General features: G+C 68.8%; 14 protein-coding genes. 7 read left to right on the top strand and 7 right to left on the bottom strand.

Annotation, left to right across the window (positions count from 1 at the left end; translation table 11 throughout):
* The first annotated feature begins 50 nt into the window (after positions 1–50).
* A complete protein-coding gene (gcl, locus tag N4G70_RS29305; RefSeq protein WP_261715768.1) occupies positions 51–1,838 on the top strand; it encodes a glyoxylate carboligase in 1,788 nt (595 codons plus the stop codon).
* A gap of 69 nt (positions 1,839–1,907) precedes the next feature.
* Here the strand turns inward: gcl and N4G70_RS29300 are convergent, their stop codons facing one another.
* The gene (locus N4G70_RS29300) at positions 1,908–2,744 is read right to left on the bottom strand and encodes a metalloregulator ArsR/SmtB family transcription factor (protein ID WP_315904300.1); all 837 of its coding nucleotides are present in this window, start codon (positions 2,742–2,744) and stop codon (positions 1,908–1,910) included.
* Between the two features lie 152 nt (positions 2,745–2,896).
* Between N4G70_RS29300 and N4G70_RS29295 the strand changes: the two genes are divergently transcribed.
* A complete protein-coding gene (locus tag N4G70_RS29295) occupies positions 2,897–3,118 on the top strand; it encodes a hypothetical protein (protein WP_100579962.1) in 222 nt (73 codons plus the stop codon).
* A 243-nt stretch (positions 3,119–3,361) separates the two neighbouring features.
* The gene (locus tag N4G70_RS29290) at positions 3,362–4,531 is read left to right on the top strand and encodes an alpha/beta hydrolase (RefSeq protein WP_261715767.1); all 1,170 of its coding nucleotides are present in this window, start codon (positions 3,362–3,364) and stop codon (positions 4,529–4,531) included.
* Between the two features lie 95 nt (positions 4,532–4,626).
* Here the strand turns inward: N4G70_RS29290 and N4G70_RS29285 are convergent, their stop codons facing one another.
* The 4 genes from N4G70_RS29285 to N4G70_RS29270 form a co-directional block, all read right to left on the bottom strand.
* Positions 4,627–5,265 carry an HAD family hydrolase gene (locus N4G70_RS29285; protein WP_261715790.1) on the bottom strand — a complete coding sequence of 213 codons (639 nt, stop codon included), beginning with the start codon at positions 5,263–5,265 and terminating at the stop codon, positions 4,627–4,629.
* Between the two features lie 508 nt (positions 5,266–5,773).
* Complete coding sequence (locus N4G70_RS29280; RefSeq protein WP_261715766.1) at positions 5,774–7,231, bottom strand: catalase; 1,458 nt, start codon at positions 7,229–7,231, stop codon at positions 5,774–5,776.
* Positions 7,232–7,434: 203 nt separating this feature from the next.
* Complete coding sequence (locus N4G70_RS29275) at positions 7,435–8,349, bottom strand: 2-hydroxy-3-oxopropionate reductase (RefSeq protein ID WP_261715765.1); 915 nt, start codon at positions 8,347–8,349, stop codon at positions 7,435–7,437.
* 50 nt (positions 8,350–8,399) lie between these two features.
* On the bottom strand, positions 8,400–9,233 hold the full coding sequence (locus N4G70_RS29270; RefSeq protein WP_261715764.1) for a TIM barrel protein: 834 nt from the start codon (positions 9,231–9,233) through the stop codon (positions 8,400–8,402).
* Between the two features lie 124 nt (positions 9,234–9,357).
* Here N4G70_RS29270 and N4G70_RS29265 point away from each other — a divergent pair, with 124 nt between their 5' ends.
* Entirely contained in the window at positions 9,358–9,609 is a 252-nt protein-coding gene (locus tag N4G70_RS29265) for a hypothetical protein (RefSeq protein ID WP_120720675.1), read from the top strand.
* Positions 9,606–9,974, top strand: coding sequence for a helix-turn-helix domain-containing protein (locus N4G70_RS29260; protein ID WP_261715763.1), 369 nt, complete (start codon positions 9,606–9,608; stop codon positions 9,972–9,974). Before N4G70_RS29265 ends, N4G70_RS29260 begins: the two co-directional genes overlap by 4 nt.
* Before the next feature lie 144 nt (positions 9,975–10,118).
* On the opposite strand, the gene N4G70_RS29255 is transcribed toward N4G70_RS29260, so the two are convergent.
* Together N4G70_RS29255 and N4G70_RS29250 are read right to left on the bottom strand one after the other, a co-directional pair.
* Positions 10,119–11,399, bottom strand: a complete 1,281-nt coding sequence (locus N4G70_RS29255) for a site-specific integrase (RefSeq protein WP_261715762.1) — start codon at positions 11,397–11,399, stop codon at positions 10,119–10,121.
* A gap of 424 nt (positions 11,400–11,823) precedes the next feature.
* The gene (locus N4G70_RS29250) at positions 11,824–12,171 is read right to left on the bottom strand and encodes a helix-turn-helix domain-containing protein (RefSeq protein ID WP_261715761.1); all 348 of its coding nucleotides are present in this window, start codon (positions 12,169–12,171) and stop codon (positions 11,824–11,826) included.
* A 237-nt stretch (positions 12,172–12,408) separates the two neighbouring features.
* Between N4G70_RS29250 and N4G70_RS29245 the strand changes: the two genes are divergently transcribed.
* A complete protein-coding gene (locus N4G70_RS29245; RefSeq protein WP_261715760.1) occupies positions 12,409–12,657 on the top strand; it encodes a helix-turn-helix transcriptional regulator in 249 nt (82 codons plus the stop codon).
* A gap of 65 nt (positions 12,658–12,722) precedes the next feature.
* Positions 12,723–12,962, top strand: a complete 240-nt coding sequence (locus tag N4G70_RS29240; RefSeq protein ID WP_261715759.1) for a hypothetical protein — start codon at positions 12,723–12,725, stop codon at positions 12,960–12,962.
* Positions 12,963–13,062 lie beyond the last annotated feature (100 nt).

The following is a 13,062-nucleotide window of genomic DNA, read 5'->3' as shown; positions in this document are numbered from 1 at the left end:
GCCAGGTGGCGCGCCCGGGCCGATTTCGCCGGCCGAAGCAGGAGCACCCCATGCCTCGTATGACCGCTGCCCGAGCGGCAGTTGAGATCCTCAAGCTCGAAGGCGTCAGCCACGCCTTCGGTGTGCCGGGCGCGGCGATCAACCCCTTCTACCGGGCGCTCAAGGAGGGCGGTGGCATTGACCACACGCTCGCCCGCCACGTCGAAGGCGCCTCCCACATGGCGGAGGGCTACACGCGCTCCAACCCGGGCAACATCGGTGTCTGCATCGGTACCTCGGGCCCGGCGGGCACGGACATGATCACCGGTCTGTACTCCGCGATCGGCGACTCGATCCCGATCCTCTGCATCACCGGCCAGGCCCCGGTCGCGGTGATCCACAAGGAGGACTTCCAGGCGGTCGACATCGCCTCGATCGCCAAGCCGGTCACCAAGGCCGCGACGACCGTCCTGGAGGCCGCGCAGGTCCCCGGCGTCTTCCAGCAGGCCTTCCACCTCATGCGCTCCGGCCGTCCCGGCCCGGTCCTCATCGACCTGCCGATCGACGTCCAGCTCACCGAGATCGACTTCGACCCGGAGACCTACCAGCCGCTGCCGGTCTACAAGCCGACCGCGAGCCGCGCCCAGATCGAGAAGGCCATCACCTTCCTCCTGGAGTCCGAGCGCCCGCTGATCGTCGCCGGTGGCGGCATCATCAACGCGGACGCCTCCGACCTCCTGGTGGAGTTCGCCGAGATCACCAACACCCCGGTCATCCCCACCCTCATGGGCTGGGGCACCATCGCGGACGACCACGAGCTGAACGCCGGCATGGTGGGTCTGCAGACCTCGCACCGCTACGGCAACGCCACGTTCCTGGAGTCGGACTTCGTCCTCGGCATCGGCAACCGCTGGGCCAACCGCCACACCGGCTACAAGCTCGACGTCTACACCAAGGGCCGCAAGTTCGTCCACGTCGACATCGAGCCGACCCAGATCGGCAAGATCTTCGCCCCGGACTACGGCATCGCCTCCGACGCCAAGGCCGCCCTGGAGCTCTTCGTCGAGGTCGCCAAGGAGCTGAAGGCCGCGGGCAAGCTGCCCGACCGCTCGGCGTGGGTCGCCTCCCACCTGGAGCGCAAGTCCACGCTCCAGCGCCGTACGCACTTCGACAACGTGCCGATGAAGCCGCAGCGGGTCTACGAGGAGATGAACAAGGCCTTCGGCCCGGAGACGCGCTACGTCACCACCATCGGCCTCTCCCAGATCGCCGGCGCGCAGATGCTGCACGTCTACAAGCCGCGCAACTGGATCAACTGCGGCCAGGCGGGCCCGCTCGGCTGGACCATCCCGGCCGCGCTCGGTGCCGCCACCGCCGACCCCGAGGTCCCCGTCGTCGCCCTCTCCGGCGACTACGACTTCCAGTTCATGCTGGAGGAGCTGGCCGTCGGCGCGCAGCACAAGATCCCGTACGTCCACGTTCTCGTGAACAACGCCTACCTGGGCCTGATCCGTCAGGCGCAGATCGGCCTGGACATCAACTTCCAGGTCAACCTGGAGTTCGAGAACATCAACTCCCCGGAGCTGGGCGTCTACGGCGTCGACCACGTCAAGGTCGTCGAGGGCCTGGGCTGCAAGGCGATCCGGGTCACCGAGCCGGACCAGCTCCTGCCCGCGTTCGAGGAGGCCAAGAAGCTGGCCGCCGAGTTCCGCGTCCCGGTCGTCGTCGAGGCGATCCTGGAGCGCATCACCAACATCTCGATGAGCAAGACGGCGGACATCAGCGATGTCTCCGAATTCGAGGAGCTCGCCACCGAGCCGGGCCACGCCCCGACGGCGATCCGCCCGCTCACCGTCTGAGCCACCCCGAACGGTCCGGCCCTCGTTCCCCCGCACTGGGGAGCGGGGGCCGGACGCATGGGCCCCTGTCTACGCCGCTTCGCGCTCCAGCAGCGTCTTGAGGGTGGAGAGGATCATCACCCAGCCCTCCTTCACCCCCTTGAGCATCTCGCTGTCCGCGCTCTCGAAGCCGTCGTGCGTGATGGTCAGCTTCACCCCGAGGGAGGCCGGCTCGGCGGCCTGTATGTCGAAGGCGACCTGGGACTGTTCGGTCCTCGCCCGCTCGAACTCCGCCTCGGTGTCAAAGAGTTGACGGTGCATCGGGAGAAGGCGGTGCCAGGTGTACGCCAGCTTGCGGCCCGGCACCGCCTCCATCACCGCCTGGCCGAGATCCTCGTACGCGCCCTCCGGGCCCATCTTCCACAGCACCGGTGAGCCCACCCTCCAGTCGGACTTCGGCCCCCAGCCGCCGAAGTACCGCTGGGCGAACTCGGCGTCGGTCAGGGCCTCGTAGAGCCGCTCGGGGGTGGTCTGGATGTAGATCACGTAGACGAACTCGGGCTTGTCCATGGGGAATTCCTCCTTGGGGCTCCGCCTCGTCCGGCCTGGCCGGCCGGGACCGCCGTGCTCGTACTTGCCGATCCAGCGGTCGGACAGCTCCTGGATCGGCGTCGGGTCGAGATGGTGGAACTTCTCCCGGCCGCGCCGTGCCGAGGTGACCAGACCGGCCGTTTCGAGCACCGCGAGGTGTTTGCTCACCGCCTGCCGCGACATGGCGAGGCCCTCACCGAGCTCCCGCAGCGTCTGTCCGTCGCGCGCCCGGAGCCGGTCGAGCAGGCGCCGGCGGCTGGCGTCGGCCAGCGCCCGGAAGACGTCGTCCACGGCTGCCTCCGGCCTACCTCCGGTGATGTCCGGTATGTCACCCACGTTCCACACTGGTAACCCCGAGGTTGCGTGTCAATTCATGGGGATTTCTGCCCCGGGATGCGTTCTGGTGGGCGGGGATACCGGATCGATTCCCCATCGTCACCCGTCGGCCCTGCCCTTACGGCCGTTTCACAGCGCATACTGGGGTGACGATGACGAAGCCATCCGCGCCCCGGCGCCACCTGCCCACCAGCCCCTTCAAAGCCCCGGATGCTCCGGCGGCCAAGCACTTCGTCCTGGGAGACCGGGTCACACACGACCAGTTCGGCCTGGGCACCATCATTGGGGTCGAGGACGGCGTCGCGATGCTCGTCGACTTCGGCTCTCGCCAAGCCCGAATCGTCAGCCCGTACACCCGCATGGACAAGCTCTAGAACTCGCCCCCAGGGGAGAGCCCCGGCCCGGATCGCCTTGTGCGACCCGGGCCGGGGGCGCGTCCTGGGGCCGCACGCCGGGCCGGGGGCTGCCCGTCCGGGTGAACCTCACCGGCCGGCTGTCCGAAGCGGCGCGCGTGCGACCGAAGTCGTACGCGGCCCTACCAGAGGCTGATCAACCGGCGTACGGACCGGCACCTCGGGAGGACGTGCCCGGGAGCGCGGCCCGCCTAGCGTGGGGCCATGCGCACCCTCTCCCGCGCGGCCACGGCCGTCGCGCTCTCCTTAGCCCTCGCCGTTCCGCTCGCCGCCGCGACCGCAGCCCAGGCCGCGCCGGCGCCGTCCGCCGCCTCCGCGTCCATCGGCGCGGAGCCCATTCAACTCCCGCGCCCCACCGGCCCGTACGCCCTCGGCAGCGACACCCTGCACCTCGTCGACCACTCCCGCCGCGACCCCTGGGTGCCGAGCCAGGACCGCGAGCTGATGGTCACCCTCACCTACCCGGCGGCCCGCTCCGCCTCCGGCCGCCCCGCCGCCTACACCACCCCCGCCGAGGCCCCGGTCCTGTTGAAGGAGCTGGGCGTGGATCCCGCGCGGGTGGGCGACGTCGACGCCACCCGGACCCATGCCCGGTCCGGCGCGCGCCCCGCGCCGGGCAGCCACCCCCTCGTCGTGCTCTCACCCGGCTTCGGCGCCCCCCGCTACTCCCTCACCACGCTCGCCGAGGAACTCGCGAGCCGCGGCTATGTCGTCGCGTCCCTCGACCACGCCTATGAGTCGGTCGGCACCAGCTTTCCGGGCGGCCGGCTGCTGACCTGCGTGGCCTGTACGGCGATGGAGAACGGCGCCCCGGGAAGCCGGGTCACCGAGGCACGCGCGGCGGACGTGTCGTACCTCCTGGACCGGCTGACCGGGCCGCACCCGGCCTGGCGCCATGCCGGGGCGATCGACGAGGGGCGCATCGGCATGGCCGGGCACTCCATCGGCGGGGCCGCGGCGGTCGCCGCCATGGCGCGGGACGGGCGTATCGGTGCCGGGGTGAACATGGACGGCGCGTTCTGGGACGTGCTCCCGCCGACGGGCCTCGACGGCCGGCCGTTCATGATGCTGGGTGCCGACGACGGGCACCGCCCGGGCGGCAAGGACAGGACCTGGGACGCGATGTGGCCCGCCCTGGACGGCTGGAAGCGGTGGCTGACCGTCGCCGGGGCCGAGCACATGACCTTCTCCGACGAGCCCGTCATCGCGGCCCACTTCGGGCTCCAGCAGCCTCCGCTGCCCGCGCCGCGCGCCGTCGAACTCGTGCGGACGTACGTCGGCGCCTTCTTCGACCAGGAACTGCGGGGCTTCACCCGCCCGGTCCTCGCGGGGCCGTCCGCCGACCACCCCGAGGTGAGGTTCAACAACCCGTGACGCGATGAGAACGGGGCCGCCCCTTCGAGAGGGACGGCCCCGGTTTCGCGGTCTGACGACCACTCAAACTGCCCTGGGCTGTGGTCAGTTGCTGCCTAGTCGGCGAGGAGCGAGGGGAGTTGGGTGAGGGAGTCGATCCGCCAGTCCGCCGCGGTGGCCACCTCCGGGTGGTCGGCCCACCAGTGCCCCCACGGGCCGCGCCGCAGATGGGCGACGCGCAGCCCGGCGGCCTTGGCGGGGAAGACGTCGTTCCCCGGGTGGGTGCCCACGTACACCGTCTCGCGCGGCCCGCACTGGGCCGCCTCCAGGACGCGCTCGAAGAACGCGGGCGCGGGCTTGGCGACGCCCCACTCCTCCGAGGTGACCACCAGGTCCGCGGGCAGATCGAGACCGCGCAGCAGTTCCCCGGCCCGGGCCGAGCGGTTGCCCGCGACGACGACGCGTACGCCGAGCTTGCGGAGGCCGCCGAGGGCCGGCCGTACGTCGTGGTACAGATCCGTCTCGTCGAGGTGCTCGCCGCGGCCCGCGGCCTCCCGCGCCAGATGGGCCTCCCGGACGTCCATGCCCGGCTTGACCATGCGCAGCGCGTCGTCCGGGTCGCGGCCCTGGGTGACCACGGCGCCGACGAGGGCCGCGAGGGTGTGCCGGGGCACGCCGATCCAGTCGGCCCACGACGCCCAGTAGCGGTCCTCGCGCACCAGTGTTTCGCCCATGTCCAGCACGATCGTCTCCATCATCGGGGCGATCCTAGGCGGTTGCGGGTGCGAATCGGTCGGACGGCGCCACCGCGCGGCGCGGACGTCACCCGCCCGCCGGGGTGTTCCCAGGGTGTTCCCGCGGCCCGCAATAGATCAAGGCCCCACCTGCATGTGCAGACGGGGCCTTGATCATCGGGCATTCCGTTCGGGACCGTAAACCGAACGGAACGCCCTGGTCGTGGAGGTGTGACCGCCCGGCGGAACGAGGCTGGCGCGACAGGACGTTCGCACCGCCGGGCGGAGTTCAGGGGGGAGGTTCTGGGATCGCGGCGGCGGCGATTGGAGTGCGCGAGCCATCCCTTCCCTCAGGTCAGGAAGGGGGACGCGCACACCTTCACCACCGCACTGGCATCGCCGTACCGCCGCGATCCTCAGGTTGTCCATATCCGCCGACCACCCCTCATCCGGGTCGGCGGATCGGACGGTGCAAAGGATGTGACCTCCCGTCAAATCCCTTGCACGGTCTGCGGGTTGAAGCCGGCTCCTAGTCCTCGCGCAGGGCGCGGACGGCCGCCTCGACGCGCTTGCCGTACTCGGCGTCCGCGGCGTGGAAGTGGGCCAGGTTCTTCTCGATGACGTCGTCGCGGGTGACCTGCGAGAGGCCGCCGGCGATGTTCGCGATGAGACGGGCCTTCTCGTCGTCCGACATCAGACGGTAGAGCTCGCCCGCCTGGAAGAAGTCGTCGTCCTTCACGTGGGCCGGGGCGGCGTGGGTGCCCGTGTGGCCGTGGATGGCCAGCGGGGCCGAGAGGGCCGCGTCGGTCTGGGCCGGGCCCGAGTACGAGTTGGGCTCGTAGTTCTTGTCGCCGCGGCGGCCGTTGCGGGTCGCCATCAGGCCGTCCCGGCCGTAGTTGTCGGCCTCGGTGGCCTTGGGCGCGTTGACCGGGAGCTGGGTGTGGTTGACGCCCAGGCGGTAGCGGTGCGCGTCCGCGTAGGCGAACAGACGGCCCTGGAGCATCTTGTCGGGCGAGGGGCCGATGCCCGGAACGAAGTTGTTCGGGGAGAAGGCGGCCTGCTCGACCTCGGCGAAGACGTTGTCCGGGTTGCGGTCCAGGACCAGACGGCCCACGCGCTGGAGCGGGTAGTCCGCGTGCGGCCACACCTTGGTGAGGTCGAACGGGTTGAAGCGGTAGTCCGCGGCCTCGGCTGCGGGCATGATCTGCACGTACAGCGTCCAGGACGGGTTCACGCCGCGCTCGATGGCCTGGAGCAGGTCCGTCTGGTGGCTGTTGGCGTCCTTGCCGACCGTCTCCGCGGCCTGCTCGGAGGAGAGGCAGCGGATGCCCTGGTTCGTCTTGAAGTGGTACTTGACGAAGAAGGCCTCGCCCCGCGCGTTCGTCCACTGGTAGGTGTGCGAGCCGTAGCCGTTCATGTGACGGTACGAGGCGGGGATGCCGCGGTCGCCCATGAGCCAGGTGATCTGGTGGGTGGCCTCGGGGGCGTGCGCCCAGAAGTCCCAGACGTTGTCCGGCTCCTGCTTGCCCGTGAAGGGGTCGCGCTTCTGGGAGTGGATGAAGTCGGGGAACTTGATCGGGTCCTTGATGAAGAACACCGGGGTGTTGTTGCCGACGAGGTCGTAGTTGCCCTCTTCGGTGTAGAACTTCAGCGCGAAGCCGCGCGGGTCGCGGACCGCGTCCGCGCCGCCCAGCGAGTCGGCGACGGTGGAGAAGCGGATGAACGTCTCCGTGCGCTTGCCCACCTCGCCGAGGAAGTCGGCCTTCGTGAAGCCGGTGACGTCGTCGGTCACCTCGAAGTAGCCGTACGCGCCGGAGCCGCGGGCGTGCACCACGCGCTCCGGGATGCGCTCACGGTTGAAGCGCGCGAGCTTCTCCAGGAGGTGCTGGTCCTGGAGCAGGATGGGGCCACCGACGCCGGCGGTGGCGGAGTTCTGGTTGTCGGCGACGGGGGCGCCGGACTCGGTCGTAAGCACGCGCTTCGACATCGTGACCTTCCGTACTGGAGCTGCACCGCTGACTGTGTTCCGCGGTTCCGTGAGCGTAAGGACGCCTGGAAGGGAACGTCAACAGTTTGTTGAAAAACAAGGGGTGAGCTTCCGGGCGGCGGCGGCGCCTGGGCGCGACAGGACAGGTGTCAGCGCCGCCGCCGCCCGGAAATCTGGGGGACCCGCGGGATGGTGCCGGTGGGTCAGACCTGCGAGCCGGAGAGGCGCTCGACGGCGCGCAGCAGGGCGGAGTGGTCCAGACCGCCGTCGCCCTGGGCGCGCAGCGAGGCGACGAGCTGGGCGACGACCGCGCCGACCGGCAGGGCAGCGCCCACGTTGCGGGCGGCGTCGGTGACGATGCCCATGTCCTTGTGGTGCAGGTCGATCCGGAAGCCGGGCTTGAAGTCCCGGTTCAGGAAGTTGTCCTTCTTGCGGGTCAGCACGGTCGAGCCGGCCAGACCGCCGTTGAGGACGTCCAGGGCGGCGGCGAGGTTCACGCCGGACTTCTCGAGGAAGACGACGGCCTCGGCACAGGCCTGGATGTTGACCGCGACGATGAGCTGGTTGGCCGCCTTCACCGTCTGGCCGGAGCCGTGCGGGCCGCACAGGACGATGGTCTTGCCGAGGGCCTGAAGGATCGGCAGCGCCTCGTCGAAGTCGGCCTGCTCGCCACCCACCATGATCGACAGCACGGCCTCGATGGCGCCGGCCTCGCCGCCGGAGACCGGGGCGTCCAGGACGCGGATGCCCTTCTCGGCGGCGTTCTTGGCGAGGTCGACCGAGGTCTGCGGGGTGATCGACGACATGTCGACGATCAGCGCGCCCTCCCTGGCGTTGGCCAGGATGCCGTCCTCGCCGTACGCGATGGCCTCCACCTGGGGGGAGGCCGGAACCATCGTGATGATCACGTCGGCGTCCTTGACGGCCTCGGCGATCGAGCCCGCCGCGGTGCCGCCGGCCGCCGAGAGGCGGTCCAGCTTGTCCTGCTCCAGGGTGAAGCCGGTGACCGAGTAACCGGCCTTGATCAGGTTCTCGGACATGGGGGAGCCCATGATGCCGAGGCCGATCCACGCGATCGCCGGGCGGCCGGACGGGGACGAAGGGGCGAGGTTGCTCATGAGGGTGCCTCTCTAACTGCGGTGGTACGTCAAGAAGTTCGGGTGCGCGGTCAGTTCGCCGCGCGGGCCTCGGCCGGAAGCCACGCGAAGGACGCGGCGGCGTCGGCGGCCTTGTACTCCAGGCCGACCCAGCCGTCGTAACCGGCCTTGGCCAGCTGGTCGAGCAGCTCCTCCAGCGGCAGCGAGCCGGTGCCCGGCGCGCCACGGCCCGGGTTGTCGGCGATCTGCACGTGGCCGGTCTTGTCGGCGTACGCCTCGATGACCTCGGAGACGTTCTCGCCGTTCATCGACAGGTGGTAGATGTCGAGGAGGAACTTGGCGTTGCCCAGGCCCGTCGCCGCGTTCACCTTGTCGATGACCTCGATCGCCGAGGGCGCGCTCACCAGCGGGTAGAGCGGCGACTCCGGCTTGTTGAGGGTCTCGACCAGGAGGATCGCGCCGACCCGGTCGGCCGCACGGGCCGCCAGGACCAGGTTCTCCAGGGCGAGGGTGTCCTGCACCTGCGGGTCGGCGCCCTCGACGCGGTTGCCGTAGAGCGCGTTGAGCGCCTTGCAGCCCACCGAGGCGGCGAAGGCGGCCGCCACCGCGATGTTGGCGCGGAAGCGGTCCGACTCCTCACCGGGAATCGACAGCGCCCCGCGGTCCGGGCCCGGCAGGGCGCCGGCGTAGAAGTTGAGGCCCACCAGCTGGGTGCCGGCGTCGTCGAGCGCCTTTTTGAGGGCGTCGAGCTCGGCCTGGTCGGGGGTGGGGGTCTCGATCCAGGGCCACCACAGCTCGACCGCCGTGAAGCCGGCCGCGGCGGCGGCCGCGGGGCGCTCCAGGAGCGGGAGTTCCGTGAAGAGGATCGAAAGGTTTACATCGAAGCGCTGGTTCGAGTAGCCCATGAGGGGTGTGCGCTCCTTCCGTATTGCGGAAGTTATTTTCTGCTTGATGGAAGGTTGCAGCGGGACCGGCGAGCTTGTCAAGGGGGCCTCCCGGATTTCGCCCACCTCGCAGTAGGTTGAGCGGGTGCGATTGAGAGTGGAGTTCACGACCGAGCCCTTCGATCTCGACGAGGCGCCGCCGCATGCCGTGGTCGCCCGCGACGTGATCCAGGCGGCCCGGCTCGACGCGGTCGACGTCGGCCCCTTCGGCAACACCGCGGAAGGCGGCGCCGACGAGGTGCTGACCGCGGTGGACGCGTTGCTGCGCCGCGCCCTGGCGGCCGGCGCCACCCGCGTCTCGCTCCAGGTCAATGTGATCGGAGAGGGCGAGAAGTGACCGAGCCCACGGAGCACCCCCTCATCCAGGCGGTCAAGCCGCTCGTCGATGCCATGGGCGCCGAGATACTCCCGCCGGGCCTCGCCGACCCCGACGACGTGGTGCTCGCCTGGGAGGGCGAGGACGTGGTGGCGGTGCGCCTGCCGCAGCTCTCCGACTCCCTGGACCACATCCTGGCCGCCATGGAGCGCCGGCACGGGATGCCGCTCGCGGCCCTGGACCGCAAGGCCAAGCAGTCGGCCGTACGGACCCTGGAAGCCCGTGGCGCCTTCTCGGTACGGCACGGCGTGGAGACGGTCGCCTCGGCCCTCGGGGTCAGCCGCTTCACCGTGTACAACTACCTGAACAGGGAAAACGGCAAGTGATTGTGGACGGAACATCCACCGAGGTGGAAGGTCTGTTTTCGATAAAAGGCCAGCTCAGAGCCTATGTAGGCCCTGAGCTGACTTGATGTGAGTGGATGTGAGTGGAGGTGGACGCGTGGACGGGATGTGGATTCCGGTGGATCGCTACGAGACGAGCTTGCTAGCGTCTGCATCCAAGGCTTCGCGGACCCGAGCCACCGCATCCTCGCGTGCGTGGGTATAGAGCCACGTGACCTTGCCACCCCGCTTGTGGCCAAGGATCTTCTGCGCATCAGCCTCGGGCACGCCGTTGGCGTGCAGGCGGGACGTGAACGCGTGACGAATGTCATGCTCGTGCGGCCACATCTCGGCACGCTTGGTCTTCGGATTGATCACCTTGCGCGCAACGCCTGCGTCTTCAGCCGCCTTGGTCCACAGTCGCCAGAAGTTCGACCGGCCCAGCACCCCTGAGAAGGTGCGCACCCGGGTCTTGCTCCCGGCCCGCGGGGACCGGAAAACCAGCTCCTCAGGATGCATCCCCGATTCGACAGCAGAACGGCCGATCGAGGCAGGATGCGCCGCAAGGTGCCCCTTGAGGGCACGGGCCGCCCGAGCCGAGAGGGGCACCGAGCGGCAGCCGGCATCAGTCTTCGGATAAGCCTTGCGCTGCACCTTGCCCCGAACCTGGATTACCGTCTCCCGGACCTGCACCAGCGAACGCTTGAAGTCCACATGACAGAGACGCAAGCCGACCAGCTCGCCCCAACGCAGTCCCGTCTCCTCCGCGAAGATCAGCATGGGGTGATAGTGCTCCGGCATGTTCGCGCGAATCGCGGCGAGCTGGTCGTAGGTGGGCGGCAGCAAGTCGTCCGGGTGCTTTGGCGGAGCGGGCGGCAGCTTCACGCCCTCGCATGGATTGTGGGCGATCCTCCGATCCCGCAGAGCCACCCGCAGCATCTGATCCAGCATCTGGTACGCCTTCTCGATGGTCCCCCGCCCGACGACCCTGGAAAGCTTCGCGATCCAGATCTCGACATCCAGATGTCCGATGGAGACGAGCGGCCATGAACCGAAGTGCGGCTGCACGTGGTTCAGCCAAACGCTGGCCGTGGTCTCCGCCGTGTTCTCGGCCAGGGTCAGGGACTCCTGCCACTGCTTACGCCACTCGGTCAGCGTGACCTGGCCTCGGTCCAGATCTACGAACGAGCCGGTGCGCACCTGATCGCGGGTCTTGTCCAGGAACGCCTCGGCCTTCGCCTTGGCATTCTTGCCCGCGAACGTCTTGGCCCGCTGCCGCCCCGACGGATCGCGGTAGCGGGACTGCCAAGGACCGGTGCAGTCCTTGCGAGTGAAGGGTTCTCCGGGCCTGAACCTGTCGGTGCACAGCTTGCAGCCGCACGACTGGACTCGGATCTGCCGCGGGTTGTTCCGGGCTTTAGCCGGCATGACGAACCTCCTGGCGGCCGGGGGCAGTTCGCTGCCGCGGCACACGCGAGATGGTCTTCGGGATGGAGACGAAGTCTCCACACCAGCATGTCGCACCGAGGCCCAGTTGCGGGGCCCCCAGCCAGGAAAGCATGGACCGCACCTGCCTCAGCGTCTCCAGGTAGGACAGTCGGGGACCCACGATGATCGCCACCCGCTGGCGGTCCCACTTCGGAGCGGCCGGATCGATGTCCTCCACTACGACAGTTGCGCACATGAAAGCCCCCATGCAGACACGGCTAATCGAAGCCCGACCGCAGGTGGAGGTACGGCGGAAGAATGACGGTACAGCTGTCAACTACCGTTCGTGAAGCGGCAATACGCGATTGATGATGCATAAATGCAAGTCCGGAGAAGGTTGTGCCATCTCCACAAGATCTTTACATCAGGAGCGCTGGCGCTCACTCATCGCCCGCATCGTCGCCTTGACGACCGCACGGTCAGCACTGTCGAGAGTGCGGAGCAGATGGAGGAACTGGCGCTCATCTTCGTCATCCATGGGTGCCGGTACGTGGCGGCCTGCGGCTTCGAAGACCTCGGCGACTGGTAGGCCCGCTCCGTCGGCGAGCTGTCGCAGCTTGTCCGGGCTCGGCCCGCGGCTGCCCGTGGCGCGGTCGCCGCTCTTCCAGGAGTGCAGCGTGGAGGTGGATAGCCCGGAGCGGCGTGCCAGAGTCGACAAGGTCCAGTCCTTGTCTGCCATGACGCGCTCGATGAGTGCCTTCAGGTCATCCACATGTAGAAGCATCGGTCATCCTCCACATTCACTACAAGTCGCTACCATCCACGTGACCAGCAATGATTTCCGCATGTGGACGTCAGGGCATGTGCCAACGCCGCTCGAAGCCGCACCACCTCACTTGAACTCCCTTGACATCCATCCACATTCGCCGTTGAATGTGGAAACGAAGCCGGTCGCGGGGTTCCACATTCGGCCACCGGTTGCCAACGCACAGTCGCGAAAGGGCGCCCCATGCACCGCTTGGACAACGGCCAGCCCATACGTACCGCAATGCACGAGGCCGGCCTGTCCATCGAGCGCCTCGCAGAGAAGACCAGGCAGGTCGACCCCGCCGGTTACGGCATCAGCCACTCGGCCATAGGTCACATGGTTGCCACCGGCCCCAGTGGCCGCGAACGGTTCGAAGACCGCTCGTGTGACCTCGTCGCCCGAGCGCTTGGTAGGTCCGTCGAGGAGCTCTTCGTCGCCCCCGCAGGGTGACATTCGCTTGCCGCACGTTTCCACTTTCGCTGGAACATCATTCGCTGTCACTGAAAGGAGGCGTCATGGATCAGCGCAACACCCCCACGCCACTGATCACCAAGGCCGAGCTCATGGCCTGGCTCAAGGTCAGCAACTTTTGGGTGCGCGACCGCATGAAGAAGGACCCGCACTTCGTCGAACGGTGCGTGGTCGACCTCGCGCCGGACGGAAGCGACCGCCAGACGCTGCGTTTCGTCGTCGACGCAACGGCCGCACATCTCGGTATCCCGCGACCGTCCGAAGCGGTCAAGTCCGCCGCCTAGGCGGCTATGCGGGCCGGCCGCCGGTAACTGCCAGGCCACCGGCAAACCGGCCCTCCAGTTCCACCGCTCCACCGCAATCAGCCTGCGAGAGAGAAGAGGA

It is taken from the genome of Streptomyces sp. ASQP_92 (assembly GCF_025399895.1).
Classification (GTDB): domain Bacteria; phylum Actinomycetota; class Actinomycetes; order Streptomycetales; family Streptomycetaceae; genus Streptomyces.
This window is presented reverse-complemented; position numbering and strand designations above follow the sequence as displayed.

Coding starts and splice junctions, on each gene's coding strand:
- N4G70_RS29295 (WP_100579962.1), top strand. CDS start 2,897: ATGACGAAGCCATCCGCGCCCCGGCGCCACCTGCCCACCAGCCCCTTC.
- N4G70_RS29255 (WP_261715762.1), bottom strand. CDS start 11,399: ATGCCGGCTAAAGCCCGGAACAACCCGCGGCAGATCCGAGTCCAGTCG.
- N4G70_RS29240 (WP_261715759.1), top strand. CDS start 12,723: ATGGATCAGCGCAACACCCCCACGCCACTGATCACCAAGGCCGAGCTC.
- gcl (WP_261715768.1), top strand. CDS start 51: ATGCCTCGTATGACCGCTGCCCGAGCGGCAGTTGAGATCCTCAAGCTC.
- N4G70_RS29290 (WP_261715767.1), top strand. CDS start 3,362: ATGCGCACCCTCTCCCGCGCGGCCACGGCCGTCGCGCTCTCCTTAGCC.
- N4G70_RS29280 (WP_261715766.1), bottom strand. CDS start 7,231: ATGTCGAAGCGCGTGCTTACGACCGAGTCCGGCGCCCCCGTCGCCGAC.
- N4G70_RS29245 (WP_261715760.1), top strand. CDS start 12,409: ATGCACCGCTTGGACAACGGCCAGCCCATACGTACCGCAATGCACGAG.
- N4G70_RS29285 (WP_261715790.1), bottom strand. CDS start 5,265: ATGGAGACGATCGTGCTGGACATGGGCGAAACACTGGTGCGCGAGGAC.
- N4G70_RS29270 (WP_261715764.1), bottom strand. CDS start 9,233: ATGGGCTACTCGAACCAGCGCTTCGATGTAAACCTTTCGATCCTCTTC.
- N4G70_RS29275 (WP_261715765.1), bottom strand. CDS start 8,349: ATGAGCAACCTCGCCCCTTCGTCCCCGTCCGGCCGCCCGGCGATCGCG.